Raw genomic sequence first — 25,860 nt, forward strand, 5'->3', positions numbered from 1 at the left:
CGTCCTTATCTTTTAACCAAGAAACGGTGCAGGCCTTTGGCGGCGCGGGTGGCAACGGCGCGGTTGGTGGTGAACTTGCCACCAGGTAACATCCAACCGTTTTTGTCGGCGACGATATGGCCGAGGCCGATCTTGATATCGCGGTGTTGGGGTTTGTCGTGGGTTAGCATGCTGCGTCCTCCTGCTTGATGATTGGCAGTTGTGCAGCTGCTGCGCGGACGGCAGCGGCGGCTTCTTTGCCATAGCCCCAAATATCGCCGTTATCTGGATTGCGGCGAGAAGGCGCTATCCAGTCGATATCTAACTGGATACCTTTGTAGATGTAGTCGCGTATAGCACACACTAAATCTCGCAGTGTTCCACCATGACTAAATCCATGCCACTTGCGCCCCAAATGGGTATAGATTCTTACTTTTGTGTATTCATCGACAAACCACACTTTGCCGTTTTTATCGAGTTCAAACGTGGCAATAACGCCGTTGTGCTCGAAGAACTTGCGCCCATGCTCTGATATCACTTTGATTAGCGCGTTTGCGTGTTCTACGCGCTCGGTGATGATTGGCTCCGGCAGCTCGTAATAAGAGTCGCAACCGCATTTAGGGCAAACTCGGTTATAAACTGCAAAAGACCTAGAAGCGTGTTTTGGGTCTGCAATCTTGCTTAACTCTGAGTCTCTACCAGTCCAGCGGCAGGTGCGACGGCTGCATTCGATACGTTGTGTCATGCTCTATTCCTTCTTTCGTGAACGCTTGAAACAATCAAGCGGCGCTTGCTTGTGCTGGTTGGTTGGATGCCTTTTTGCCTGCGGTGTACTCGTTTTTTGCGGCTTGGTATTCGCTGCCGAGTATCTCGATTGCATCGATTGGCTTTAGCCATGTATCGAGGTAAATCACATCGTTGTGCAGGAACATATGCAGCCGACTAAACAGGCAATCTCCCCAACTTACGCCGATCGAAGCTAACAACGGTTCGCGTGAAACAGGCTCAGGCCTCATGGCGTTGTAGGTGGCTTTAATTGCTTCTAGCGCTTCACGGTCGGCAGCTTTTGGTTTGCCGTATTTTGGCTCAGAAGCAAAGCAGTTAGTCGCTTTCGGCTTAAGCCATAAGTGGTTGTTTTCAAGCTGGTTAAAGTTGTGAAAGTTGATGCCAGCAAACGAAATCTGCTCAAATCGATTGCTGAAAATGGGTTCACCGCCAAAGTGGTTAGCCAGCACTGTGGCTTGCTCGATTAAGGCCGCTTTTGCGGCGTTAAAGTCTTTAAATGCTTGCACTGCGGTTTGGTTGCTGACTTTGAAGTAGCTCATGTCTATTCCTTGTTTCTTGAATGGCGGCAACTATCAAGCGGCGCTTGACTGTTCAGGCTCGGGTGAGGCGGTTTGAGTGGCAGCTTTGGCTGGCGCGGGTAGTTCGCCGCAGTGTTTGCTGAATTCTGGTAATGCGTTGATAGTTACATCGAGGCGTATTGGCATAAACAGCGCCACTATTTCGCGGCTTTGCCCCATTACTGCTGCAATAGCATTATCTTTACTGAAAAAGTGAAATTCTGCGCCTGAGTGCTGATTCACTTTTAACTTTGTTAGCTTGGCGAGAAGCGATGGGTCTAGCGCTATAACAGGCGTAGCCTTTTTACGAGGCAATGACTTAAACAAGCGTCCTGCATTTGGATATTTTCCTTCTATGGGCGTGATAAATTCGAGGTAAGCGACTAGGTTGCGGTTATCAATATCGTTGACGCTATTCACATCATCGAGTTCTGAAATTGCAGTTACCATTGCAACACCATCAACGATTAACACGTTGACAATATTTAAACCACAAAGGCGCTTTAGCTTTGATGCTGCAAGCAAGCCTTTGCTAATAGGGAATATATAGTTGCCATCTGCAAAACCATTTATATCGTGGATGGTGACTAAACAATGGCCGTCGGTGGCGGTAAGAATGACGCCGCTTTCAGGGTGTGGCTTTACATGAAAGCCATTAATGTAATAACGGATATCTTGCTTTGCTGCGAACTCGGCCAGCATTACCAGATATTGATTATCAAATTTGATTTTCATCATGCTAATCCTTCGTTTTATGCGGCCATTTCGCCGTTGTAAGTTTCCCAAGCGATGATTTCTTTCTTGGTTTTTGGTTCACTTTGCCTGTGGGTTTGCGATAGCGAATATGCAGGTCGCGGCATTTGTCTTGGCGTTGTGCTAGCGCGATGTATTGGCTGCACAGTGCTGGGGTTGAGAGTGAATGCGACAGCTTTTGTGGGCGCATTTTCTCGAATTTTTCCGCGGCCATCTTTTCAAGCTTGGCTTGATATTCCGCAGGGCTGAGTTTGCGGCGATTGGGGTAAGTGCCTTCGTATTGGCTGCACTTTTTCGCCGCTTCTTTTCTCGCTAGGGTCATTGAAACGCCGTATACAAAGAACATGGTGTTCTCCAAACTGGTGATTGCTCACTAGGCTGATGATGGAATTGATGAACCTGTAAGGATTACTTACAGGTTTAACCTGGGCGCTTAATTTGGCGTGCAGGCGAGTCGGGCATATTGGGCATCAAGCAGGTCTTGTGAGCTGCTGTGGCCGTGTTTTTGCTTTATCTCTTGCCAGCGTTCGATAAGGCGCAACCAAGTGTGTTTTGATTCTGGATAGTCGATAATCAGCTGGTTTAATTCGGCTATTGAGCGATCACAGTAAGCGGCCATGGCGTTGCCTTTGGCTTGCCGATCTTGCTCTAGCTCATTTGCAAGCATGGCGACTAGGGCGTAGCCGGTGGCGTGGGCTTGTGCATCAAGCATGACTCTATCCCTTAAAATTGGAAGCCTTAATCATTGGCTGGCTTGCGTGATGATTTGCGTGGTGAAAACTGCGGTTGAGCCAGCTGATGGTTCTATCGCTTACCGTGATATTGATAGCTGGTGGCTCGGAGATGCGGATGAGTTTTACGCGACCGCTGCGGCTGACTTGGATGTTGGCCACTTCGTTTAATTTCGTGGTTTTAATTGGGGCTTCGTCCAGTTTGGTGACGTGGTAGCGCTCGCGGAAGGCGTAGCTGCAAACATGGCTTTGCAAGTAGGCCTCGAGTTCGTTTTTACGCTGGATCACCGTTGGGCAATGCATTAGGTCAGGCAATTGGGCGAGGCGGCAGGCAATGCTGAGGTGTAACAGCAGTTGCGATTCTATGGGTAGCAGTGGGGCGCAGTGATGCGCTGCGATGGGGTGGGGCATAGGTCACCTCGCATAGGTTGTATTGGGTTAAGGGTTGCTTGGTTGGGTAAAGCGGGTTGGTTAGAGCAAGTCGAATGGGATTAGCTTGGCTAATAGCATAAGCACTAGGTCGATAAAATCAGGTTGTTGGGCGTTCTGTTGCTTGAGAGTCATGGCTTTGCGTCCTGCAGTTTAACGGTGGCAACTATCCGGTAATTCCGGATAGTTGCTGTGTAAAAATAGCGCCCGTTTTTTAATCACGTTGGGCCTCGTGATACGATTGGAGTTCCTACACAACCAATCGAGAAACTTATGCTTAATAAAATTAAAGGCAGGCTTCGTCATATATCTAGGCGATATATGTACACTTCGATTTCTGCTGTGGCGTTATTTGCTTTTGCTAAGATGCTGAAAACATCAATAATTTACGATAAAGAAATCGTTTTTATTTATGGATTAGCTTTTTTGAATTTATTGTTTTTTATTATTTTGTGCCTTTCTATTTACCATGATGTAAGACATTACAAACAACAAATAACTGATGTACGCAGTTATCGCAACGAGGTCAATAAGCTCAGAAGGCTTCAATCCAAAGGCGGTGAAGGTGTCAAATCTGTCAAAAATAAAGTGAGCGATCGTCACAACAACGTCGATTAAAAGAACCACCCATATTGAAACCCAGCACTCTTTAATTTTCATGTTCTACTCTTTTCAATTTACGGTTGGCTTTATCGCTGACTCTAGTAAGAGCCAGCTGTAAAACCGATTGCACACATAGCGGGTCATTCGCACAGTTAAGCCATCCAGCAAATTCACCCCTTTATCTGGGAGGTGATACCCGGTCGCCGCTGATTGCATGCAATTTTTTCGTTAGTGAATTTCCGTACCCCATCACTAACAACCTTGGGGTGACCTAGTCCGTGCCTCTGCTAGTGCAAATGCTGGGTTTAGTCGTTCATGGGCCAGTCTGTTAAAGAGCGTGATTAGAATCGTTTCATTTAGGTTTGTTTCTAATCGATGCTGAAATGTTAGTTTGCTAACTTTTTAAAGTCAACATAAAAAGTTAGTTGTCTAACATTTTTTTGTTTTGGCTAAGTTTGGTGAATTGCGGATACAAAAAAGCCACCTAGGAGGTGGCTTGGTGAGATTGGTTTGCAGGTTTGTCTATGAGATAAGATTCATAAATGCATTTTTATCTAAAATCTTAATCTCAGCTCCTTTATCAATAAGCTCTTGCGCTTTTAATTGCTTACTAGATATTCCGTCCGATCCAACGTGTTTTCTGTCTTGTGTGCCAACTACCAGATAATTGGTCTTTTTAGAAACGCCAGTTTTGATTTCAAGCCCAAGCTCTGCGGCAGCTTTAAAGGCATCTGCTCTGGCAATGGATAGCTCGCCAGTAAAAACGATAGTTTGTCCGTATAGTTCACCATTTTTATTTGGTGGGTAAGTTTTGTGATCCACTCTTATTGGTTTTACAAAGGCTGGTTTAGGTTTTATTTCGTTAATGTGCCCAAGGGTTACTGCTGCACACATAAACACTCGGCCAGCGGCCATCGCATCAGCTTTAGCTCTGTGCGCTTCATCAAGTGGGATATTGCAGTGCTCTGCTACCGTAGCTAATTTGTAGTTGGGTAAGTTAAATGCTCTTTTTGATAATTTCATTGCACAGTGGAAATGGTTATCTAATGAAAACCCAGCATAGGCCAATTCAGCGCTTAAAAACTCACTGTCAAAGTCGGCGTTATAAGCAACAATTGGCAGATCACCAATGAAATCTTTTAAATTTTTTGCTATAGCAGGAAAGCTAGTTGAACCTTCTAACATTTGATTTGATATGCCAGTAAGACTTGTAATAAAGCTTGATACTTTAACACCAGGATTAACTAATGTTTCAAACACTGGATGAGTGTTAGATGTAAGATCAAATTTTATAGCAGCTATCTCTATTATCTTGTCTATTCCAGCATAAAGCCCTGTAGTTTCAACATCTAGTGCGATAAATTTAGTCGGGATGTAAGGATGTTTATCTGAAAAACATAAGCTTTTATAGTTCATGTTATAATCTGCTTTGGTAATTTTATTATTCAAAGTGCTTGGGGAGCTTGTGGAGCTTGGGGAGCTTGGGGTGGTTTGTATTGCAGTGTTTTTGTTAGATGATTTGCTTACCGCTTTTGACAACGCCTCTAGCCAATAAAAAACAGTCCAACCCCATAGAAAATTAAGTTCAAAAATTTCATTGAAATTTTCCCGTTTTTGCAATGCAGCCTCAATGGTTGGATAAAAATATAAAGTTGGCAAAAAGAATAAAAATGACATAGAAAATGCGTAACCTAATGAACTTAACTGTTCATTAGGTATTATTATCAGACTATAGCTACAAAAAGTTAAAGATAACAATATAAAAAGCCTAAGCAAAAACATTTAAAATCCCTTTCATTATTTAATATTCAATTATTCCAAACGTTTAACACTGACCACCAGAACACCCAGCCAATAATTTTAATCTCTGCGGCTTTTTCTGGTGCGATAAATTCATCGGGGAATTCATCGTTGTTATAGCTTTTGATGCGAATGCCACCACCTGGGGTGCGGTAGAGCATTTTTACCCGCAGCATACCATCGTGATCAATAGCGTACATCTCGCCATCGATAATTGATTTTTTACTGGTATCAACGCCAACGGTAGTGCCGTGGCGTAATACTGGCAGCATACTGTTGCCGCTAACGGTGACGCAGGCTGCGTGTTGTGGTTCTACTCGGCTCTTTTTAAGGGTCGATTTTGCAAAGCGTAGCTTGCAGCCGCCGTTCTCTTGCACAAAGGTTGAGCCACTGCCTGCGGCTAATTCGACTTCACGGTAAAACGGTAGCGCCACTTCATCATCCCTTAATGGTGTATCGCCATCCCATAGCTCAAAGCCAGCATGCCACTCTGCATTTGATTCGCGCACTTCTATATTTTCTTCTTCACCACTAAGTATCCATGCAGGATCACAATCGAGAGCCTTGCCTAAATTAATCAGGTTTTTACCTGATGGTGCAGATATTCCTTGCTCCCATTGTGTAACTGAGCTTGGTGTGATTTGCAGGTACTCAGCAATATTTTTTTGCGTGAGTTTTAGCTCTTTTCTTCGGCGTCGAATCCTCTCGCCAATTTGTTCTGTTTGATAACTCATAACAACAGTCTCATCTGCAAAATCTTTATTGTTAGTTATCTTACATTCGTTTGACATTAGAATCCTTTTGTTGATAATGTTAGAAAACTAACTTTAGGGGTGAAAATGAAAACATCTGACGCAGTAGCTTATTTCAAAACCAAATCCAATTTGGCGAAGCAACTAGGGATCACTCACTCGTCAATTTCTCAGTGGGGCGAAGAGGTTCCTGAGCTTCGTGCGTTTCAGCTTGAGCGCTTAACGGGCGGTGAGTTGAAGGTTCATGCTGATAAAGCCATTGAGTCTACGTCGTCACCTCGGGTTGCTTAACTGCTCTTGTTGCTCTTGTTAATAGCAAGGATATCTAACCTATGACTAAACACACATTAAAGCGCGAGTCACTTTTATGTTCCGATCCTCTCTACGCCGCCCATGCGCTTGGGCACGATTACGGAGTGGATAAGCTGGCTAAGGATTTATTCCAGCAGCCCGGGGTGATGTACAACAAATTAAACCCTGAGAACGACAGCAATCACCTGTATTTGCGTGATGCGATACACCTGACTGAGCTGGCCGACGATGACCGCATTTTGTCAGCGTGGTGCCATAGCCGCGGCGGGGTGTTTGTCAAACTGCCTGAGTCGGTTAATTGCGATGAAGAGTTAAGCGATCAGCTACTGCTGATTAGCGAGCAAATGGGCATTGCGCTGGCCGAGATCCGCGACTCCCGCGCTGATGGGGTGATTACACCTGAAGAGTTTGAGTGCATTAGCCGCGAGCTTAACAAGACTGTGCGCGAAGTGATTTCGCTTAAAGCGGTAGTGAGTAGCCAAGTGCGGGAACTGTGTGAGGACAAAGCCATGCGCTTAGCTAGGAACTTAGTTAATACAACTAAGGTTAGCGATCCACTCATAGGGTCTGAAACTCTAAGCAAAGAGCGCACAGCATGAGTGATGTTATTGATGATGCCGCAATCGAGCATGAAGCGCATATCAAAGCTGCTTTAACTGTTCGTCAACCTACGCTGCCTTTTACGGGCCAGTGCCATTACTGCAATAGCCCTGTTTTGAATAAACAGCATTTTTGTGATGCCGACTGCCGCCATGACTATGAGCGGTTAAAAGCGAATGGGAGAGTGTGATGGAAGCTTACGATCAAGTTATTGCGGTAAAGGTTGATGCAAATCAGTTAACTGATAACTCCTGCGTAGCTTTTTGCGGAAGCAATGGCGCAGATATCCCTTACACCCCTGAAGAAGATGCCGAGTTCGCTCGCATTGAGCGCAATCAACAAATTTCCGAGTTTTCTCGCATTGAGCGGGATCATGAAATTGCCTTGCTGGCTAATGTGATCCGCACATCACCGACGACAAGTGCTGAGGGTATTGCTGCGCGGGTGTTGGATGCTGGGTATCAGTTTTCGGGTAGTGCAGTGCGGTTTAAATAAGAAAGCCCACTAGAGCTGTGGCGGCTGTGGGCTTAATACCAAAGAGAGGCAAAACAATGGTACTGGAATCAATTGATAGCGTCAATCATGGCGCTGGTGGCAGCAATGTGGTGCCGTTACGGCCCGTTGCTGAGCACAAACAGCAAGGGCGGGGTGAAGTCGTGAAAGCAGATTTGGAAGATGGTTATTTACGACTCTCCAATACGCTGGTGGACGCCCTGTGCCGCACAAAATTAAGCGATCGTGAGAGTCGGGTGGTATTTGCGGTTATCCGTAGAACCTATGGCTACGGCAAGGCCACTGACTGGGTATCTTACAGTCAAATAGAAGAAATGACGGATATCGATACTGACAACGTATCGCGGGTGATTGGCGGCTTATTAAAGCGCAATGTGCTGATAAAAGACGGCAAGAAAATTGGGGTTAACCCAACGGTTTCTTCTTGGACTGATAAAACAGCAAAGGCAAAAACTGTCAATTCTGACAGTAAAAATTCACTGTCTATTCTGACAGTAAAACCTGTCTATTCTGACAGTGAGACTGTCTATTCTGACAGTAAAAACTGTCTAGATAGACCCCCACAAAAGAAAGACATTAATACAAAAGAAATACAAAAGATCTCTTCGTCGAACATTGCTGACGCAATGGCCGACACACAGATAAAACCCGATGCTGCGATTCAAACTCCTAACGGCAAGCTTTGGGGCACTCAAGACGATTTAACCTGTGCTGAGTACATCTTCAACAAAGTGCTGATTGTTAACCCCACTGCAAAGCAACCGAATTGGCCTGATTGGGCTAACCAAGTGCGCTTGATGCGTGTGCAAGACAAGCGCACTCACCACGAAATCTGCAAGCTGTTTAAGTTTGCCAACTCCGACTCATTTTGGGCGAGCAATGTGTTATGCCCAAAAACCCTGCGTAAACAATGGGACAAACTAAACGCCAAACTGCTAGCGAGATCATCACATGAAGCCAATACAGCAACTGCTACCGCAAACCCTGCACGCTATGAACACTCCACAGCACGAGTCTTCCGCGAACTGCGGGAAATGGCAGAGCAGCTCGAGCATTCAGCAGATCACCACGGTGGTGGCCACACAATTGATGCCGACTATGAACCTGTACAGCCGTGATTTTAGCAATCGCTTTGGTGCTGAGCTTGGGAGCGTAGTGCAGGAGTTTGTTAAGCAAATCGGTGAGGCTGGCTTGAGCGTGAGTGAGGTGATGATTGGCATTGAGGCCTTTAAACAACGTGCTGCAACTGCGCCATGGAGCGTTAACCCCGCTGAGTTTGTAGCGATGTGTACGCCTACACCTGAGCAGCTTGGTTTACCTAACGCTGAACAGGCTTACCGCGAGTGTTGCGCCCATGGTCGCTGGCCGAGTGAGCACAAGTGGAGCCATGGCGCTGTATTTGCTGCTGGCCGTGAAACGGGTTGGTATGAGCTGCAAAACCGTACTGAGCAGCAAACATGGCCGTTATTTAAACGCAACTACGAGGTGATGTGCCGCCGGGCAGTGAAGGGTGAAAGTTTTGATGCCTGCATTCCTAAGGCGCTTGCCGCCCCAGTAAACAAGCCTGTTGAAAGCCAAAAGGCTTGCTCGATTATCGCTGATTTGCGCCAAAAGTTTGGGCTAAGGACTGCCAATGGCGCTGGCAATTAAACACTTACCAGATGATGCACCTGATTTTTATAGCGCGATTGTTGCGCCTACGGCCATCGATTCAGCCGCTATCCAAGTCGTGCAAGAGGCGGTTAACGATGCGGTGTTGTTTGTGCCGGTTAAGACTAGCGCCGCTGAGTTACGGGCCCAAGGGTTGTTGCGCGAACGCGAACTGCCGCAAATGTGGCATTGCCGCGGTGGTGAGTCAGACATGGAGAAGATTGTAAAGCATATGTCGGTGATCCCCGCTGAGTTTAAGCATTCCGTTTCTATGGAGTATGAGCGTTTATTTGCGCTGGGTGGGCCAGCTTGTCGCAAACAGGCTAATCAGTTTTTGGTAAGGCAGTCAAAGCGGTTTAGAGGGGTGGCGGTGTGATTCGTATTGGTATTGATCCTGATTTGACTAAAAGCGGCGTGGCCACGGTAGTAGGCGGCAAAATACAGCTGCTTAAGAGCATGGGATTTAGCGAGTTGATTGAGTTTGTAGTTAGCAGTGCTGCCAGTTCGCCTTGCGTTGTGCTGCTTGAGGATGTGGATAACAAGAAGCCAGTGTTCGCCAGCAAGTTAAAGCGTACTACCAAAGGCCAAAACCCATTGCTTGCCTACGTTGGCCATGCCCCAAGCCAAGGCGGTAGTGAATTTAAGATCAATATGAGCAAGGCCGAGGACTTGGGCAAGGTTAAAGCCACCGCCAGATTGATTAAAGAAGTCCTCGAGGGCAATGGTATTACCGTCACCTTAGTTAAACCGCTGCGTGGTCCTGTGAAAAAGGCCAAGGATAGCAGTGTGTATTTTAACAAGATCACCGGCTGGACTGGCCGCAGCAATGCCGATACTCGTGATGCTGCGCTGATCGCCTTGTTTGGTAAGGGGGAATTATGCCGTTAAAAGCCCCATTAGCTGAGCGCTTGGCGCGTGGTGTTGAGTTGTATGTAAACCAAAAGATGACGCTTTTAGATAGTTCTGCTGCTGCGCCTGTGTGCCGTAAAAAACTCACAAAAGAGTTAAAGGACCGCGGGTTATTGCGCAAGGAGCCTAAAAAGCTCAGCGAGAAATTTGAAAAGGCCATCAAGCTTTATGTTGATGAAAACTTATCTGTTTTTAACGCTGCAGCTAACACAGGCGTATGCAAGACGGCACTAGCCAAAGTATTAAGAGAGCGCGATTTACTGCGTAATACGGCCGAAAAGAGCGCCGCCAACTTGGAGCAAGCGATCGCCTTGTATGTAGCTGGCGCCACCATTTTTGCGGCCTCACGCCAAGCTAAAGTTGGCAACCAAACCTTAGGCGATGCGCTAAGTGCCCGTGGATTACTGCGCAAGCATCCAGAGCGTAAACCAATGAGCACTGTATCGCGCCAAGATCCGCTTGAGTCGGCCGAAAGCCGTGTATCAAGCATGGCACTGAGCATTATTCATTCCGCTGCCCGTGCTGCAGCTAACCACCAAGGAGATGGCAGATAAATGATTTCAATTGAGCGCTTGTTTGAGCTGCTATCTCCACGCGGGTTATCGATTGGTGCGGCGGGGGGGAAAGGGGTTTTTAGTCGGGAGGATGCTATGGGTGTTATTGCGCAGGTACAGGGTAAGTACCCCGTTGGGGTGAAGGTGTTAGAGGCGACCATTTGCGGCGATGTAGATGCCGAGGATGCACTGGTTAAGGCGCTGACATGGAAATATGAGGAGAATTTCAGACCATTGGTATCCGCAGTATTAGCAAGGCTGGCAGTGAATGAAGTTTGCGGTACCCGCGTTTGCCCTAAGTGTAAGGGAACAAAACTCAACTATCACCGCAATGGTGAGTGCAAGCACTGCAGCGGTACCGGGAAGATGTTGAACACCGTTGAGCAGCTGACTAAATCGTTTTGTGATTTGAGTGGCGCCAAGATCACGACAGAGCAATTTAGCCAGCATTTTTACGACAAGTATATGGATGGCGTAGATGCACTGCATCAGCACGAACATGATGCAGCTCGCTTTGCTAAAAAAGTACTGCGCCTCGTGGGTGAAGAAATGGGGCTAGCGGGTTGATGAAAGCACCTGACAACAGAGAAAAATTTAAAGACGTGGCATGGACTCAAGGCAGAGTACTTGAAACAAGAACAACTCGGCGGTGGAGCAAGCAAGATATTGAATTAGTAAGCCGTATAGAGCGCAGAACCGCATTTGCTCACTTTTATGCCCATGATCAAGGTCGTAGCCGTGAATTTGTCTATCAATTTGAAAGTGCTGAAGAGTGTGTAAGCGCGATAAATGCGCATAACAGCGATTTGGAAAAATCGCGCTAATAGTTGGAGGTATATATGCAATTTTTATTAGGTTTAGTTTGGCTTAGTTTATTTTTATTTTCATTTTGGCTTACCGCTAAGTGTTTTGTTGTAACGATCGGTGCTGAAAATAATGGATTAATTTATAAGTCTTTAAAATATAAGGTTTTGAGTGTTTTTTATTGGTTAATTGTTTCATTTGTTTGGGATTTTTGCTTTTCATTCATAACTATAAAATTTGGGTGGTGAATGCGCAAAACACGGTTTTTAAAGGGCAAACCAAATGATTGAAACGGTAAGCGATTTAGTTAAACGGCTTAAAGCGGAGGCAGAGCAACTCGAGTCTATTGGCTCAGTTGATCTGGCCTGCGGCGTTGAAGCGGCGGTAATGGTGATCTGCAATGAACTCGATGGACACCTGCCCATTGGCAATGCTGATTTACAGCGGATTGAGCCTTTAGAGCGGATAAATAAGCGCCTGATGGCTGTGCTGGCAAAGCAGTCATCAATAAATGAGCGGTTTGATTTGCACTGTAAACAACAGGTGTTATCAACGCCTGAGTATCAGGCGCTGGTGAGTGCTAAAAACAGGATCCATCAGCAAATTAACGCATTGCCTAAGTGTGATGAATGCAATGGCAAAGGCAAGGTCAAGCCGATGTATGTGTTTTATCAGTGCCATCAATGTGGTGGAACTGGCGTTGATTTAGCCGCGAATAGCGAGATGATTAAGTTGCAGCAATCGTTGATATTGGCTGAGTTTGAGTTGATTGAAAAACTGACTTCAGCGCTGTTTAAGGTTGGGTTATCAGATGCTGATAAAGAGGCGATATCGGTTGAGTATTTTTACGCAGACTGCCGAACTAACCTGAGGTGCGACTGATGGCTATTTCCTGTATTGCCTTAAGCGATGCGGCCATTAAACGGGCTGTTGCCGATGAATCGATTACCGAGATTAGGGACCCACGTTATCCGCTACGGTTGCGCCTGGGGAGTTCGCGCAGTCGTGGCAGTTGGTATTTAGTCACCAACAAAGAGGGCAAGGCCAGTTGGGCTAAGGTGGCGAACTGGCCGCTGGTGAGTGCCAAGGCGATCATTGATGATTTGCCCACCTTGAGCATTCAGCATCGGCAAGATCAAAGCGTGAAGGTGAACACCTGGTTAAGTTGTGGTGGCTTGCTCAATTGGTATTTAACCCGGTCACAGGCGGATACCAGCTTATCGATTAAACGTCGCCGCAATATCAAATGCACCATCGCTAAGCATTTATTGCCGGTGCTAGGTGAGGTGATGCTGAGTGAGCTCAATCATCATAAAGTCGATGAGCTATTAATTTGGCCACTGCAGGCGCGTTATTCAATTGGCAGTGTTCGCCAGTATTACGCAGTGCTGCGCAAGGCATTTAAGCAAGCGACTGTGCTAAAGCTGATTAGTGATGATCCGTTGGCATCGTTAAGTTTTACAGATTTTATTGCTACGCCCATCGCGACAAAACCACCGCAATTACAAGCAACTGATTTACCTAAGCTGCTGAGTGACCTTGATACCGCCAGTGATAGCGCAGCGTTGTTGGTGTTTATTATGTTGGCTTACGGTACCCGCATTGGTGAAACCCGCTTGCTTAAGTGGAGCTATTACGACGAACCCAATGCCAAGTTGGTGATCCCCGCTAATATCACAAAAACCCACGCTCAACTGACTATCCCTATCTCTGGGCTGATGGCCGATGTTTTGCGCTGGCACAGGTCAACCCAAGCCGCTGCAGGTTATCGAGGCGGGTACCTATTTCCGCACCCATGCCGTAACACCGGATTAGATGAACGTGGTGCTAATAGTTTGGTTAAACAGGTGAGTGGTGGTGAATGGACGGCCCACGATTTACGCAAGCTGGCTCGATCATGTTGGGCTGATTTGGGTATCGATTACATGGTAGCTGAGCAGATGCTAAACCACTCCATGACCAAGCTAGACCAAGCCTATATTCACACCTATTTAGCTGATCAAAAGCGCGAGGCTATCGAGCTTTGGCATAAGCATTTGCTGTCGATACATCACCTATTTGCAGAGCGCATTTGTTCATGAATAGTCAAGACAGTTTCAAGATAGAAAATATTAGTAAAACAGCTTAAAGCCTTGCTGGTTAAGGCTTGCATGGCAATTTATGCATCTTCAAAAGAGGAAGATATTTAATGAGTAAAGTCGCATCTTTTAAACCTTTCTATCATGGCGAAAACAGCTTTGTTGTTCTGGATAGAATCAAGCATTTTAGTATGCATAGCAGTAATGGCTTCAATGGTACCAAGATTCACTTTGATGACGGCACTGAGCTGTTAGTTGGCGAATGGCCTGAGGCAGTGCGCGATGCAATCGAGCAGGCGGGGAAAGAGTAATGAACAATTGTACCCACATAGTTACAAAAGATCATAAATGCGTCGATTGCGGCGAAGTGATTTTTGCTGTTGAGTCTCGTCAGTGCGGATCCTGCAATAACTTTAAGTTAAACCAAGGAGCGAATGTTATGGGTGGATGCCTTCCAAAACTAATGACTGTAATTAGCACAATGCACGTCACTTATAAGATTAAAGATGGTACCTGCTTTGTTCCAAAAAAGTTGAGAACACCGAATTAAAATTAGCGGAGTAAGTGTAATGGAATTATCGAAGTTATTAGCGTTACTTGGCTACATGACAGAACAGCAGGCGCTTGCCGAAGGATTTACCAACCACGGAAGCTATTACGGGATCCCCGTGTGGATTGGTGATGTAGAAGGTGATTTTATGGTGGCGACTAAGTGGGCTCCTCTAGAGTTACTAATGTCGTTATTCCATATTATTGAGGGAGTGATGAGGCCAATATTATTCCCCAATGAACCAAACTCCTTTCAGTTTCAGCTAGGACACAAGATCAAGGGCAGTATTGGTAAGCCATATTTTCTATTTGGCGATATTGAAACAGGTGGTCTTAATGGCCGACTTGATAACGGTAAGTTGGGGATGGAGTTTTACCCCGTCTTTGAGCTGGCATTTATCGTCACTGATACCGATTTAAATCAGGTGGGTGAAGCGATCAGGATTGTGGTTCATCAAGATGAGGAGGCGATTAGCCGATCACACCCATGGGCGATTGATACCCATACCAAGAGCGGATTGCTCGATGAAGTGAGGCAATCGACTTGCTCACTTCCAGAGGCAGAACAGCGGATCATCAATCACCTTAAGCAAATGGGGATTGAGGCATATAACCGAAAAACTAAGAAAGGGGTGATCTTCGCTGGTAACTCCATTATGTTCGACCGTTCTTACATTTTGTGCCAGCTTCCGCTATTGCATGAGTTTATGCATTATAGACAGCTGGATATCTCCGCATTAGCACTTGCTGCAAGAGCATGGGCGCCAGAGGTTGAAAAAGAAGCTGTATCGGCCAAGCAATATAAGCATGAAGCATTGGCTGATATTAGAGAGTCAATCGCCGAGCTTAAGTGTTATCGCCAAGTGCTGTTTGGGGGTAATGCTAATGTGTAAATGCGTGAAGTGCGGATCTAGTTCAATAGAATTTCAGTGGGTGGAAGACGGTACCAATTTAGGTACATGTAAAGAACAAGGAAAGATGAGTGAGTTTATTCGCTATGTGGCAAGGGCCTTTGACTACCAAATCGTTTGTAAAAAAGAGCATTTATTAAAAACATGTCGGTGCTGTAAATATGCGTGGCGTGAGCATACGTTAGATAACGCCACGGCTAATCAATCTCCTCCTGGTGATGATTGATGATAGCCACCTACATCGCTGGCCCAATCAGCGGCAATGTCGAGATCAATAAGCAGGCATTCTTTAAGGCGGCTGAGAAGCTGGCGGCAACTGGCAGAGTAGTGCTGCATTCTGCTGGTCTGCCGTTCGGCCTAACCGAACCCCAGTACATGGATATCTGTTACGCCATGATCCGCGCTTGCAATGAGATAGTGATGTTGCCCGGTTGGCGCAGGTCTGCCGGTGCTACCGCCGAGTATTACTACGCCAAGAAGATAGGGCTTAAAATCGTGTTTGTCCCAACAGGAATAGACATTGAACGCGGTATTAGTTTAGTATCTTGATAGCTAAAATCAGTTAAGTGATAAGTAATTTCATCATAAATTTTTAATTAAAAAGTCAATGGAGTGAAATATGCCTGTAAAGTCAAATATTAAGGGATTGGAAAAACTTAAAAATAACTTGAAGAAGTTAGATGGAGAGCGGCAAGTTGGTTTGGATGAAATCATGACTCCAGAATTTCTATCTAGTTGTTCTAATTTTTCTAGCTTAGAACAGTTATTTTCTGCAAGCGGGTTTGTTATAAAAAATCGTGAAGATTTTAAAGCAATACCTGATGATGATTGGGAAAAATTTATTGTTAGTCATACAACATTCGAATCATGGAAATCCATGCAAAAAGCAGCATTAGATAAGTATGCTAAATCAATAATAACTTCAACATTAAAACTATAGTAACCAAAACAAGGTCGTTAAACATCTATTGACCCATAAAAATAGATTCGCTATCCTGCTATAACAATGCGGGTTATAGCATCTAAAGCCACCAGATAGGTGGCTTTTTGCTATCTGTACCTTTGAGTTTATTCAAGCCTCGGCCATCGCCGGGGCTTTTTGTTTTGGGGCATCTATGAATAAGATTTTGATGAGTGTTACTAATCCAAATGGATTCAAGCTCGAGTTGCTGCTTAAACAACTGCAAGAAGAAGTCGCTGAAAAGACGGCGCGAGTTGCACATGATAAAAGCGAATTAGCAGAGAAGGTTAAGTCAAATAATCTTCAAATCATCAAACTATTATCAGAAGCTGAAGCGTTGCAGGTAGAAAGCTTTAAGCTCATGGCTGCTAAAGCACCAGATACAGGTCCGTTAGGTTCTCCACGGATTGGTAAGTAAATCATGCGTAATAAGGTATTAGTCACAGGACTGAGCTTGTCAGCTGCTGCACTGATCACCTTGGTAACATCTGAAGGGTTCTCGCCTGTTGCAGAGATCCCCGTTAAAGGTGATCGGCCTACATTGGGTTTTGGGTCCACTTATCACGCAGATGGACGGCCAGTAAAGCTAGGCGAAACCACCACCCCAATTAATGCACTTAAAACCGCTAAAGCGCATATCGATAAGGATGAGCAACGCTTTAGAGCAAGCCTGCCGAACGTGGAGCTTAACCAAGCGTCTTACGACTTGTACATCGACTGGACTTATCAATACGGTATCGGCCGTTGGTTAGCCTCGCCGATGCGTGAACATCTTATCCAAGGTGAATACCAACAATCATGTGAGTCGTTGCTGCTGCCGCAGTATCGAACCGTCGCAGGTTATGACTGCTCAACGCCTGGCAACAAGCGCTGCTATGGCGTGTGGCTCAGGGCGCAGCAGCGGCACCGCGACTGCCTCGATGCTCTCAAGTGAATGTTAATAAATACCTTTAATATCAAACGCTTATAATGTGTGGTGGGGCGGGTCAAAACTTCAGGGCTTTTGCCTAACTGACCATTCGGGGACAGTCGCGTGCAAAACCGCGAAATGAGACCTTTTTTTCTGGCAAATTTAGGCGATAAAAATGCTCTCGACAATATCAAGTAAAATCATTGCGTTACTTATCGTTTTGCTGATTGTTTTGATAGGCGTATTCACGGCCTTTTTTGTGATCAATAAGGGGCAAATTGCGCTATTAAATGCAAATTTGGATAAATCTGAGCTTGCCCGTTCCGAGCTGCAAAAAAATTTATCATCGGTGACTTCATCACTCGAAACTGCAGAAAAAGACAAACAAACCTTGCTAGGCAATCTTGCATTGCTAGCAAAGGCCTTGAGCGATCGTGAACGGTCACGAAACGAGATTAAGCGCGAGTTCGAGCAATCAACCAAAGAGTTAACTCAGGTATTCGAAAGGTCCAGCGATGAAAAAACGCTTACTTGGGGCGCTACTGATATCCCTGATGCTGTTAACAGCGTGCTCGAGCAGTCCGCCAGATGTGCGAACCGTTACCGTAACCAAGATTCAGTATGTTTTTCCGCCCAAGGAACTGATCAGTCAGTGCATCGTTCCGCCGTATTCCAGCAAGAAAAACCAAGATCTTTCTGAATACACCAACTCGTTGATGAAAGTGATTTCTTTATGCGATCTCGATTGGCTATCGCTAGAAAACTGGATAAACGAGCAAAAGTCGAAACTGTCTGCCGAGTGATCGGAGGCTAACAATGAATATCAAACCCTTGGCGCCAATTATGGATAAAGCAACGACAACTGTAAGCTATGTCGCTTCAATCTCAACAGCAATAGGCGGCTTTTTGTCACTCAACAATATTGCGTTGTTGCTTGGTATCGCATCAACAGTCGCACTTTTCCTTGTTCAATATCGTCGAACACAAGAGAAGCGTAAGCAGGACAAGGAATTTCATCTTGCCAGAATGGCCGCGATCAAAGCTGGCAACCTAAACGTAATCAATATGGACGATAGCCATGAGTAAAGTTGTCGTTATCTTCAATGGCGCCATCGTTTCAGTGCTAGCTGTCGAGTCAGATATTGGCAATGGCCAAAAAGAATTAGTGCCACTGGTACCTGCTGATTGGGTTGATGTAACCGCATTAAACGCCGCCTACCCAACATTTCAAGGTAAAACCAAGCCGCCAGTTATCAAGCAAAGCAAGCAAGACGATTTAATCGAGCATCTTCAGGCGCTAACGTTAGCAATGACAGCCCAAACCGCAGCCATTACCGCCCAAACAACAGCGATAAGCCAACTGGTGAACAGTAATCTGGATATTGTCGATCAGATGATGGCTACCGAAGACAATCAGGAAGATGACTCTCCAATCTATCTGGACGGCTCCGGTGAGCTATGAGTCAAAAACCAAGCTGGCGCGATGATAAACGCAAAACCGCCGAACGTGGTTATGGTGGACGCTGGCAAAAAGCCCGTGAAACCTTCTTAAAGCGCAATCCGCTGTGCTGCTTCTGCGAGCAAAAAGGCATTATCACCGCCGCAACAGTAGTGGACCACAAGATCCCACACAAAGGCGACACAACCCTATTTTGGGATACCAACAACTGGCAACCGCTGTGCAAGACTTGCCACGATAGCACCAAAAAAATAATGGAGAACAGAGGGGTAAAGCTTGGCGCAGACGAAAGCGGCAAGCCAACAGACCCAAATCACCATTGGAACAAGTAGTGAGGTAAAACGTGGCAGTAGGACGAAAAACCACGCCAACCGCGCTCAAGCTCGTTACAGGAAACCCCGGTAAGAGGCCTCTCAATAAAAAAGAGCCAAAGCTAGAAGCGGGGATCCCGCGAATGCCGGCATATCTCAGCCCAAGAGCCAAAGCAGCATGGAAAAAGCTAACAAAACTGCTTAAAGACATGGGCGTGCTCACACTGGCCGACGGTATGGCGCTTGAGCGGTTATGCGACGTCTACTCAGAAATCCTCGACCTGAGGGACGAAATAAAACAAAACGGCCGAACGTACCAAAGCATCAAAATCATCGGCGAAAATATCGATGAAGATACCCGCGAAGTCACCCAAGTCGAGCAAATGCTAATGAAGGCAAACCCAGCCGTTCAAATGCTGGCCGATGCCGACAGGCGATTTAAAGCCTATCTCGTAGAATTTGGGCTAACTCCATCGGCCCGTAGCAAAGTACAGGTAACTGATGGCGACAAGAAAAAAGACGAGATCGACGAGTTCTTCGGATAGCGTAGAAGATCGCGTCACTCGTTGGGCAAAAGAGGTCGTCTCAGGGGAGTTTCTCGCTGGCCCCGATATCCGCAACGCCTGTAAGCGGCACTTAAAAGACTTAGAGTCTTGCCACGCAACAGGTCTTATTTGGGATTTATCCGCCGCCAACCGCGCCGTTAGCTTTTTCCCAAAAGTATTGCGCTTAAGTGGTGGTGATCATGAAGGCAAGCCGTTCCATCTGCTCGACTGGCAAGCATTTATCGTCGGCTCGCTGTTTGGCTGGAAGGATGCCGACGGTACCCGCCGTTTTCGCATGTGCTATGTCGAAAGTGGCAAAGGCTCTGGTAAATCGCCGTTAGCCGCAGGTATCGGGCTTTACGGTTTAGTGGCCGATCAAGAGGCGAGCGCCGAGGTATATGCCGCCGCACCACTTGCGCTTGACACGCCAGTACCCACGCCAAAAGGATGGACAACACAAGGCGAATTAAAGGTTGGCGATAAAGTATTTGATGAAAATGGCAAACCATGCACGGTTACCTATCTATCACCAATCCTTAATGATAGAGAATGCTTTGAAGTAGAGTTTGATGATGGCACTGTAATTGTTTCAGATGCTAATCATCGCTGGCAAACTATCGATACTCGTGGCCAAAAACCATCACTTTATCAGCCTAAAGTTGTTACTACTGCTGAAATTGCTCGTACTTTACGATCTCCATCAGGTCGTTTAAGGCATAGGATAGAAATTGCAGGCGCAATCAAAACGACTGGTAAAAAACTACCAATCGATCCTTATACCCTTGGTGTTTGGCTGGGTGATGGCCGAGTAAATCGCGGTGCAATTTGCTGCCATAAAGATGATGTAGAGCATTTAGATCTGATTTCCGCGGCAGGCTATCAGCTATCAAGCATGAATTCTCAGGGAGATACTCGTTACTTCACCATTTTAGGGTTAAGAACTCAGCTAGGGCGTCTTGGCTTACTTAACAATAAGCATGTTCCTGATATTTATCTGCGTGCGAGCTATCAGCAAAGGCTAAGCCTATTAGCTGGATTAATGGATACAGATGGAACCTGCACAAAAACAGGTGAATGCCGTTTTACAAACCGTGAGAAAAGACTTGCTGAAGCAGTTCATGAGCTAGCCACTGGCCTAGGCATAAAATCAAATATTAGGCAGATAGAGGTAGAGCAAGCGCCGCATTACGTTGTTAGCTTTAAAGCGTCTAAGTCAATAAAGGTTTTCAACCTATCTCGCAAACACGCGAGACAAATTGAAGCAGTAGATACCAGAGCAAAAGCAAGATACGTAAAAGAAGTTAGACCCTGTAAAAGTGTGCCAGTGCGCTGTATAGAGGTTGATTCACCAAATCACCTTTACCTAGTCACTAAATCACACATCGCGACACACAACACGAAAAAAGATCAGGCCATGGTGTTGTTCCGCGACGCGGTTTCCATGGTTAACCAATCGCCGCAGCTAAGTTCAAGATTAAAAAAATCGGGTACCGGGCAAAGCGTTTGGAACCTTGCCTATCTGGCTAAAAACTCATTTTTTAGACCCATCAGCTCCGACAACGGCCAATCAGGGCCACGTCCACACATGGCGCTGATTGACGAAGTACACGAACACAAAAACAACAACGTCGTTGAAATGATGCGTGCGGGTACCAAAGGCCGCAAGCAAGCGCTGATCTTCATGATCACCAACTCAGGCCACGACCGCACCAGCGTTTGTTACTCGTACCACGAATACGGCAAAGCCATTTGTGCGGGTACCAAAGAAGATGACTCATTCTTCGCCTTTATCTGTTCGCTCGATGAAGGTGACGACCCGATTAATGACGAAAGTTGCTGGCAAAAAGCCAACCCATCACTTGGGCACACCTTCACGCATAAATATCTGCGCGAACAGGTCACTCAAGCCAAGGGTATGCCAGCAAAAGAGAGCATTGTTCGGCGCTTAAACTTCTGCCAGTGGGTAGATTCTGCCTCGCCTTGGTTATCCGCCGACACATGGATGGATTGCGAAAATGATTTTGATATCAACGAGCTCTACGGCGAAGAATGTTACGGCGGGCTCGACTTATCCGGTACCCGCGACTTAACCGCCTTAGCGCTTTACTTCCCTAGAGTAAAAACGCTGTTAGTGGACTTTTGGACACCAAAAGACACGTTACTGGATCGCGAGCGCACCGATAACGTGCCGTACTCGGCATGGCTCAGGCAAGGGTTTATTCATGCGCCACCCGGGCATGCAGTGGACTACAGCTTTGTGGCCGAGCGAATCGCCGAGCTGTCAGCACTGTTTGAGATAAAAAGCATCGGCTTCGACCAATACCGTATCCACTACCTTGAGCCAGAACTCGCCGAGGCAAACGTATTTATCCCGCTAGTTAAGCACGGGCAAGGTTACTACAAAGCATCAGAGTCAAACCTCTGGATGCCGCGCTCAATTGAGCTATTCGAAAAGCTGATCACCAGTAAAGAGATCAGAATTAAAACCAATCCATGCCTTAGGTGGAACGCCGCAAGCGCCGTGCTTGAGGCCGACGCCAAAGACAACCGTATTTTTACCAAGAAAAAATCCACAGGTCGTATCGACGGCGTAGTCGCCGCAGCTATGGCCGTGGGAACGGCTGACCCAGTAAGTGATGCTCAGTCAACTTCAGTTTACGAGACTTCGGACGTTCTATGTTGATTTATATCGCTTTCATTATTGGTATCGCAGGGGTTTTATGCGTGTCTTACGGCGCGTGGCTCCTGCTTCCCGCAGCAGGTTTTATCACGCTTGGTTGCTTATGCCTGCTTTGGTCATGGATGGTGACTCGAGCTATGAGCACAACCAAAGGACCAGGTGAATAATGTTTATTCCACAAATGTTCAAGGGCTCTCGCCAGCAAGGTAACGACTGGTGGCGATGGGTTAGCTCTATTAGTGGCAGCTCTACCGCATCAGGTATCCATGTCACGCCAGAAAAGGCGCTAGCGCTTTCTGCTGTACGAGCTTGCGTTACCTTATTGGCCGAATCAGTTGCTCAATTGCCCTGTGAGCTTTATCGCCGCGAAGGCGATGGCCGAGTCAGAGCCACAGATCACCCGCTATACGACATTATTCACAACCAGCCAAACCAAAAAGACACCAGCTTTGAATACTACGAGCAATCCATGGGCTGTCTTGGGCTGCGCGGCAATAACTTCGCGTTAAAAGAATATGACAGCGATGGTTACATAAAGGAGTTGATCCCCATTAATCCTGACAAAGTTCAGGTATTAAAAGGGCCTGATGCGCTGCCTTATTACCATCTAATCGATTTAAACGAGACGTTGCCTGCCAGATTAGTCCATCACATCAAGGGATTTAGCCTCGATGGTTACATTGGCCTATCGCCCATTCAAACCAATGCCGATGTATTTGGGCTGGCGTTAGCAACCGAACAACATGCAGGCAATGTCTTTGCCAACGGCACCACGCTCAGCGGCGTGATTGAACGCCCTGAATCAGTCAAGGCGATCGACTCCCAAGACAAAATTGACGCGATCCTAAATAAATTTAAAGAGCGTCATTCAGGCCTGCGCAATGCGTTTTCAGTGGCCATGTTGCAAGAGGGGATGAGCTACAAGCAGCTATCAATGGACAACGAAAAGGCCCAGTTGCTCGAGAGCCGTGGCTTTGGTATCGCTGAAGCTTGCCGCTTGTACAAAATCCCGCTGCACATGGTGCAGATGACAGAAAAAACCACCTCTTGGGGTTCTGGCATCGAGTCAATGTCGCTTGGCTATGTAATTTACTCGTTGTTGCCATGGCTAAAACGGATTGAAGCTGCTCAAACCCGCGACTTGCTACTGCCATCAGAGCGCGGCCAGTACTACATCGAGTTTAACGTGCAAGGGTTGCTCCGTGGTGACCAAAAATCACGTTACGAGTCTTACGCAATTGGCCGCAACTGGGGCTGGTTAAGTGTGAATGATATCCGCCGCCTTGAGAACATGAGCCCAATCAACGGCGGCGACACCTATTTAACCCCGTTAAACATGGTTCCAAGCAACTCAGCGCAACAACACCTGAACGCCACACCAGAGCAAATGCAGCAAATCGAGGCAATACTATGCAAGTAAACTACCCCAATTTAGCCAGCATGGTATTCAATACCCCATTGCTAGCCACCAGAACTGCAGTTGATGCCGTAAAATCAGTCCTGATCCCGCGCATCACGGGTAACTTGTCAATCGACATCCCATCACTGCAACAAAATCAACAACCGCCAGAGCGACTTGCCACCATTGCGGATGATGACTGCGATGTTTCTGGCATGTACACCATTGCAAATGGCCGAGTAGCAGTTATTCCTGTTCATGGCCTGTTAATGGCTCGCCGGGGCCACATCACCGCCGCCTGCACCGAGTTAAACAGCTATGAAAAGCTGCAAGACCGTATGACACGGGCGCTTAACAACAACATGGTCGAAGAAATCGCCTTAGATTTTAATACTGGCGGCGGCATGGCAGTTGGCTGCAAAGAATTGGCTGATTTCATCTATCAATCGCGCCAAATCAAGCCCATTAATGCGATCGTCAACTACAGCGCATATTCAGCTGGCTACTTTATGGCCTCTGCGTGCTCAAAAATCATTGTATCCGCAACCTCTGGCGTAGGTTCTATCGGCGTGATCATGGAGCACATGGAGATGAGCAAATGGGAAGAGGAAGTCGGCTTAAAGTTCACCTCTTTTTACCGCGGCGACCATAAAAATGACGGTAGCCCGCACGAACCCATCACCGAACAAGCCATTACCGAAATTAATGCTCGCCTAGACGAAACCTATCGTGTGTTTACCGAGTCTGTCGCGCAATACCGCGGCATGGAAGTGCAAAAGGTAATCGATACCCAAGCCAGACTATTTGGCGCAAGAGAGGCCATCGCAATGGGCCTAGCCGATGAGCTGATGACGCCATTTGAAGCCATTAACGCCATTGCAAAACCCTACATGACGCAAAGTCGCCCAAGCAAAAGTATTGGCATGCAAGCCAAAGCCATGAATATCAAAAACCAGCTCTAGCCACGCGGCGGGGCAAACAATGTGCAGCTAATAGGCTGCATTTTTTTCACCTGAAGGAGCTTTACCATGTTTAAAATCGAAGAACTTCGCCGCCAACGCGCTGAGATTAACGCTCAAGTGCAACTGCTAGCGGCAAAAGACGCTGAAGCCTCTTTGAGCGCCGAAGAGTTAACTCAATTCGAATCCTTATCTAAGGAATTTGATGATATTACCGCTCAAATCGGCCGCTTAGAGGCCGCAGAGCGCATGAATGCAACCCATGCAAAACCAGTGAGTAAAAATGGTTCTGCTGCGGTTCACACTAAAAAAGAAGCTGAGCAGTATCAAGGCGCGACATTTGCACGTTTAGCAATGTCTATTGCTGCCTCAAAAGGCGATTTAGAAGGCGCGGCGCGTTTTGCTAACGACACCATCGGCGATGGTGATGTGGCTTTAGCCATTGAAACCTCAGCGGGTTCTGGTGGCGCATTAGTGCCACAAAATACCGCGATGGAAGTTATTGAGCTACTGCGTAATCGTACCATTGTGCGTCGCTTAGGTGCGCGTTCAATGCCATTGCCAAACGGCAATATGTCATTGCCACGTATGAGTGGTGGTTCCACTTCATCCTACGTTGGTGAAGGCACAGATGTTTTAGCATCCAATGCATCACTGGACGATGTTAAATTGTCAGCCAAAACCATGATCACCTTGGTGCCGATTTCTAACCAATTGATTGGTCATGCTGGTCGTAACGTCGAAAACTTAGTACTGCAAGATATGCTGGCATCAATGGCGGTGCGTGAAGATAAAGCCTTCTTACGTGACGATGGTTCATCATCAACACCAAAGGGCTTTAAAAAGACAGCCACAGATGCAGGCCGTACAGTACCTTGGGCTGGCTCGGCAGATCTCGCCACTATCGATGCTTACCTTGATAGCTTGATCCTGCAATTGATGCAGTCTAACTCGCTGATGATTACACCGGGTTGGGGCTTATCACCACGCAGCTATATGAAGCTGTTCGGCCTGCGTGACGGAAATGGCAACAAGGTTTATCCAGAAATGTCCTCTGGCTTGCTGAAAGGCTTCCCAATTCAGCATACCAACACCATTCCATCAAACCTTGGTACCGGCACCAACGAAACCGAAATCTACTTTGCTGACTTTAACGATGTGCTCATCGGTGAAAGCGGCAGTTTCGCAATCGACTTTAGCCGCGAAGCAACCTACAAGGACGATCAAGGCAACTTGGTTTCAGCTTTCAGCCGCAACCAATCGTTAATCCGCGTGGTTACCGAGCACGATATCGGCTTCCGCCATAACGAAGGTCTGGTATTAGGTACTGGCGTCACTTGGTAATAAGAGCTTGGTAATAAGAGCT

General features: G+C 46.6%; 39 protein-coding genes. 30 read left to right on the forward strand and 9 right to left on the reverse strand.

From position 1 onward, the window contains the following. Window positions 1–5 precede the first annotated feature (5 nt). The 7 genes from FJD32_RS09125 to FJD32_RS09155 form a co-directional block, all read right to left on the reverse strand. Entirely contained in the window at window positions 6–170 is a 165-nt protein-coding gene (locus tag FJD32_RS09125; protein ID WP_140906772.1) for a DUF1317 family protein, read from the reverse strand. Next, a complete protein-coding gene (locus FJD32_RS09130; protein WP_205403040.1) occupies window positions 164–724 on the reverse strand; it encodes a hypothetical protein in 561 nt (186 codons plus the stop codon). The genes FJD32_RS09125 and FJD32_RS09130 overlap by 7 nt, the downstream gene beginning before the upstream one ends. 34 nt (window positions 725–758) lie before the next feature. After that, a complete protein-coding gene (locus FJD32_RS09135) occupies window positions 759–1,304 on the reverse strand; it encodes a hypothetical protein (protein ID WP_140906773.1) in 546 nt (181 codons plus the stop codon). A gap of 33 nt (window positions 1,305–1,337) precedes the next feature. Continuing rightward, window positions 1,338–2,060 carry a hypothetical protein gene (locus FJD32_RS09140; RefSeq protein WP_140916714.1) on the reverse strand — a complete coding sequence of 241 codons (723 nt, stop codon included), beginning with the start codon at window positions 2,058–2,060 and terminating at the stop codon, window positions 1,338–1,340. Between the two features lies 1 nt (window position 2,061). After that, window positions 2,062–2,421 carry a hypothetical protein gene (locus FJD32_RS09145; protein WP_240199998.1) on the reverse strand — a complete coding sequence of 120 codons (360 nt, stop codon included), beginning with the start codon at window positions 2,419–2,421 and terminating at the stop codon, window positions 2,062–2,064. Window positions 2,422–2,508: 87 nt separating this feature from the next. Further along, window positions 2,509–2,787 carry a hypothetical protein gene (locus FJD32_RS09150; protein WP_140906775.1) on the reverse strand — a complete coding sequence of 93 codons (279 nt, stop codon included), beginning with the start codon at window positions 2,785–2,787 and terminating at the stop codon, window positions 2,509–2,511. Window positions 2,788–2,791: 4 nt separating this feature from the next. Continuing rightward, window positions 2,792–3,217 carry a hypothetical protein gene (locus tag FJD32_RS09155; RefSeq protein ID WP_140906776.1) on the reverse strand — a complete coding sequence of 142 codons (426 nt, stop codon included), beginning with the start codon at window positions 3,215–3,217 and terminating at the stop codon, window positions 2,792–2,794. Window positions 3,218–3,556: 339 nt separating this feature from the next. On the opposite strand from FJD32_RS09155, the gene FJD32_RS09160 reads away from it, so the two are divergent. Then, entirely contained in the window at window positions 3,557–3,853 is a 297-nt protein-coding gene (locus FJD32_RS09160) for a hypothetical protein (protein ID WP_140916715.1), read from the forward strand. Window positions 3,854–4,360: 507 nt separating this feature from the next. Here the strand turns inward: FJD32_RS09160 and FJD32_RS09165 are convergent. After that, window positions 4,361–5,596, reverse strand: coding sequence for an exonuclease domain-containing protein (locus FJD32_RS09165; RefSeq protein WP_181159784.1), 1,236 nt, complete (start codon window positions 5,594–5,596; stop codon window positions 4,361–4,363). 50 nt (window positions 5,597–5,646) lie between these two features. After that, window positions 5,647–6,372 carry a helix-turn-helix transcriptional regulator gene (locus tag FJD32_RS09170; RefSeq protein ID WP_140906829.1) on the reverse strand — a complete coding sequence of 242 codons (726 nt, stop codon included), beginning with the start codon at window positions 6,370–6,372 and terminating at the stop codon, window positions 5,647–5,649. A 105-nt stretch (window positions 6,373–6,477) separates the two neighbouring features. Between FJD32_RS09170 and FJD32_RS09175 the strand changes: the two genes are divergently transcribed. The 29 genes from FJD32_RS09175 (at window position 6,478) to FJD32_RS09315 (ending at window position 25,838) form a co-directional block, all read left to right on the forward strand. After that, entirely contained in the window at window positions 6,478–6,681 is a 204-nt protein-coding gene (locus tag FJD32_RS09175) for a Cro/CI family transcriptional regulator (RefSeq protein WP_140906780.1), read from the forward strand. A 41-nt stretch (window positions 6,682–6,722) separates the two neighbouring features. Then, entirely contained in the window at window positions 6,723–7,301 is a 579-nt protein-coding gene (locus tag FJD32_RS09180) for a phage regulatory CII family protein (protein ID WP_140906781.1), read from the forward strand. Next, a complete protein-coding gene (locus FJD32_RS09185; RefSeq protein WP_140906782.1) occupies window positions 7,298–7,492 on the forward strand; it encodes a hypothetical protein in 195 nt (64 codons plus the stop codon). Before FJD32_RS09180 ends, FJD32_RS09185 begins: the two co-directional genes overlap by 4 nt. Continuing rightward, window positions 7,492–7,797 carry a hypothetical protein gene (locus FJD32_RS09190; protein WP_140906783.1) on the forward strand — a complete coding sequence of 102 codons (306 nt, stop codon included), beginning with the start codon at window positions 7,492–7,494 and terminating at the stop codon, window positions 7,795–7,797. The genes FJD32_RS09185 and FJD32_RS09190 overlap by 1 nt, the downstream gene beginning before the upstream one ends. A 56-nt stretch (window positions 7,798–7,853) precedes the next feature. Next, the gene (locus FJD32_RS09195) at window positions 7,854–8,933 is read left to right on the forward strand and encodes a replication protein (RefSeq protein WP_140906784.1); all 1,080 of its coding nucleotides are present in this window, start codon (window positions 7,854–7,856) and stop codon (window positions 8,931–8,933) included. Continuing rightward, window positions 8,914–9,465, forward strand: coding sequence for a replication protein P (locus tag FJD32_RS09200; protein WP_240199999.1), 552 nt, complete (start codon window positions 8,914–8,916; stop codon window positions 9,463–9,465). Before FJD32_RS09195 ends, FJD32_RS09200 begins: the two co-directional genes overlap by 20 nt. After that, window positions 9,449–9,841 (forward strand): hypothetical protein, encoded by a 393-nt coding sequence (locus FJD32_RS09205; protein WP_140906786.1) that lies wholly within the window; start codon window positions 9,449–9,451, stop codon window positions 9,839–9,841. Before FJD32_RS09200 ends, FJD32_RS09205 begins: the two co-directional genes overlap by 17 nt. Next, window positions 9,838–10,353, forward strand: coding sequence for a hypothetical protein (locus FJD32_RS09210; protein ID WP_140906787.1), 516 nt, complete (start codon window positions 9,838–9,840; stop codon window positions 10,351–10,353). The genes FJD32_RS09205 and FJD32_RS09210 overlap by 4 nt, the downstream gene beginning before the upstream one ends. Then, window positions 10,344–10,928 (forward strand): hypothetical protein, encoded by a 585-nt coding sequence (locus tag FJD32_RS09215; RefSeq protein WP_140906788.1) that lies wholly within the window; start codon window positions 10,344–10,346, stop codon window positions 10,926–10,928. The genes FJD32_RS09210 and FJD32_RS09215 overlap by 10 nt, the downstream gene beginning before the upstream one ends. Beyond that, complete coding sequence (locus tag FJD32_RS09220) at window positions 10,929–11,495, forward strand: TIGR02642 family protein (RefSeq protein ID WP_140906789.1); 567 nt, start codon at window positions 10,929–10,931, stop codon at window positions 11,493–11,495. It abuts the gene before it with no gap. Further along, window positions 11,495–11,752, forward strand: coding sequence for a hypothetical protein (locus tag FJD32_RS09225; RefSeq protein WP_140906790.1), 258 nt, complete (start codon window positions 11,495–11,497; stop codon window positions 11,750–11,752). Before FJD32_RS09220 ends, FJD32_RS09225 begins: the two co-directional genes overlap by 1 nt. Window positions 11,753–11,767: 15 nt before the next feature. After that, window positions 11,768–11,980 (forward strand): hypothetical protein, encoded by a 213-nt coding sequence (locus tag FJD32_RS09230; RefSeq protein ID WP_140906791.1) that lies wholly within the window; start codon window positions 11,768–11,770, stop codon window positions 11,978–11,980. A gap of 34 nt (window positions 11,981–12,014) precedes the next feature. Continuing rightward, window positions 12,015–12,614 (forward strand): hypothetical protein, encoded by a 600-nt coding sequence (locus FJD32_RS09235; RefSeq protein WP_140906792.1) that lies wholly within the window; start codon window positions 12,015–12,017, stop codon window positions 12,612–12,614. Then, entirely contained in the window at window positions 12,614–13,813 is a 1,200-nt protein-coding gene (locus tag FJD32_RS09240; RefSeq protein ID WP_140906793.1) for a site-specific integrase, read from the forward strand. The genes FJD32_RS09235 and FJD32_RS09240 overlap by 1 nt, the downstream gene beginning before the upstream one ends. 107 nt (window positions 13,814–13,920) lie before the next feature. Then, the gene (locus tag FJD32_RS09245) at window positions 13,921–14,121 is read left to right on the forward strand and encodes a hypothetical protein (RefSeq protein WP_140906794.1); all 201 of its coding nucleotides are present in this window, start codon (window positions 13,921–13,923) and stop codon (window positions 14,119–14,121) included. Window positions 14,122–14,379: 258 nt separating this feature from the next. Beyond that, window positions 14,380–15,252: an oligoribonuclease gene (gene orn / locus FJD32_RS09250; protein WP_240200000.1), complete on the forward strand. Its 873-nt coding sequence runs from the start codon at window positions 14,380–14,382 to the stop codon at window positions 15,250–15,252. 243 nt (window positions 15,253–15,495) lie between these two features. Further along, the gene (locus tag FJD32_RS09255) at window positions 15,496–15,819 is read left to right on the forward strand and encodes a DUF4406 domain-containing protein (protein ID WP_140906796.1); all 324 of its coding nucleotides are present in this window, start codon (window positions 15,496–15,498) and stop codon (window positions 15,817–15,819) included. A gap of 70 nt (window positions 15,820–15,889) precedes the next feature. After that, window positions 15,890–16,210, forward strand: coding sequence for a hypothetical protein (locus tag FJD32_RS09260; protein WP_140906797.1), 321 nt, complete (start codon window positions 15,890–15,892; stop codon window positions 16,208–16,210). A gap of 175 nt (window positions 16,211–16,385) precedes the next feature. Then, window positions 16,386–16,649, forward strand: a complete 264-nt coding sequence (locus FJD32_RS09265) for a hypothetical protein (RefSeq protein WP_140906798.1) — start codon at window positions 16,386–16,388, stop codon at window positions 16,647–16,649. Between the two features lie 3 nt (window positions 16,650–16,652). Further along, window positions 16,653–17,165 (forward strand): lysozyme, encoded by a 513-nt coding sequence (locus tag FJD32_RS09270; protein WP_140906799.1) that lies wholly within the window; start codon window positions 16,653–16,655, stop codon window positions 17,163–17,165. A 151-nt stretch (window positions 17,166–17,316) separates the two neighbouring features. After that, window positions 17,317–17,841, forward strand: a complete 525-nt coding sequence (locus tag FJD32_RS09275) for a hypothetical protein (RefSeq protein WP_140906800.1) — start codon at window positions 17,317–17,319, stop codon at window positions 17,839–17,841. A 116-nt stretch (window positions 17,842–17,957) separates the two neighbouring features. Continuing rightward, complete coding sequence (locus tag FJD32_RS09280; RefSeq protein WP_140906801.1) at window positions 17,958–18,227, forward strand: HP1 family phage holin; 270 nt, start codon at window positions 17,958–17,960, stop codon at window positions 18,225–18,227. Further along, complete coding sequence (locus FJD32_RS09285; protein ID WP_140906802.1) at window positions 18,220–18,603, forward strand: hypothetical protein; 384 nt, start codon at window positions 18,220–18,222, stop codon at window positions 18,601–18,603. The genes FJD32_RS09280 and FJD32_RS09285 overlap by 8 nt, the downstream gene beginning before the upstream one ends. Continuing rightward, window positions 18,600–18,932: an HNH endonuclease signature motif containing protein gene (locus FJD32_RS09290; protein ID WP_140906803.1), complete on the forward strand. Its 333-nt coding sequence runs from the start codon at window positions 18,600–18,602 to the stop codon at window positions 18,930–18,932. Before FJD32_RS09285 ends, FJD32_RS09290 begins: the two co-directional genes overlap by 4 nt. A gap of 11 nt (window positions 18,933–18,943) precedes the next feature. Further along, the gene (locus FJD32_RS09295; RefSeq protein WP_140906804.1) at window positions 18,944–19,456 is read left to right on the forward strand and encodes a phage terminase small subunit P27 family; all 513 of its coding nucleotides are present in this window, start codon (window positions 18,944–18,946) and stop codon (window positions 19,454–19,456) included. Beyond that, a complete protein-coding gene (locus FJD32_RS09300) occupies window positions 19,413–22,139 on the forward strand; it encodes a terminase TerL endonuclease subunit (protein ID WP_181159787.1) in 2,727 nt (908 codons plus the stop codon). Before FJD32_RS09295 ends, FJD32_RS09300 begins: the two co-directional genes overlap by 44 nt. 163 nt (window positions 22,140–22,302) lie before the next feature. Then, a complete protein-coding gene (locus FJD32_RS09305) occupies window positions 22,303–23,556 on the forward strand; it encodes a phage portal protein (RefSeq protein ID WP_140906805.1) in 1,254 nt (417 codons plus the stop codon). Then, a complete protein-coding gene (locus tag FJD32_RS09310) occupies window positions 23,547–24,497 on the forward strand; it encodes a S49 family peptidase (protein ID WP_140906806.1) in 951 nt (316 codons plus the stop codon). Before FJD32_RS09305 ends, FJD32_RS09310 begins: the two co-directional genes overlap by 10 nt. Before the next feature lie 66 nt (window positions 24,498–24,563). Next, entirely contained in the window at window positions 24,564–25,838 is a 1,275-nt protein-coding gene (locus FJD32_RS09315) for a phage major capsid protein (protein WP_140906807.1), read from the forward strand. Window positions 25,839–25,860 lie beyond the last annotated feature (22 nt).

Origin of the sequence: Shewanella sp. LC6, from assembly GCF_006385735.2 — a bacterium.
In the GTDB taxonomy this organism is placed as follows: domain Bacteria; phylum Pseudomonadota; class Gammaproteobacteria; order Enterobacterales; family Shewanellaceae; genus Shewanella; species Shewanella xiamenensis.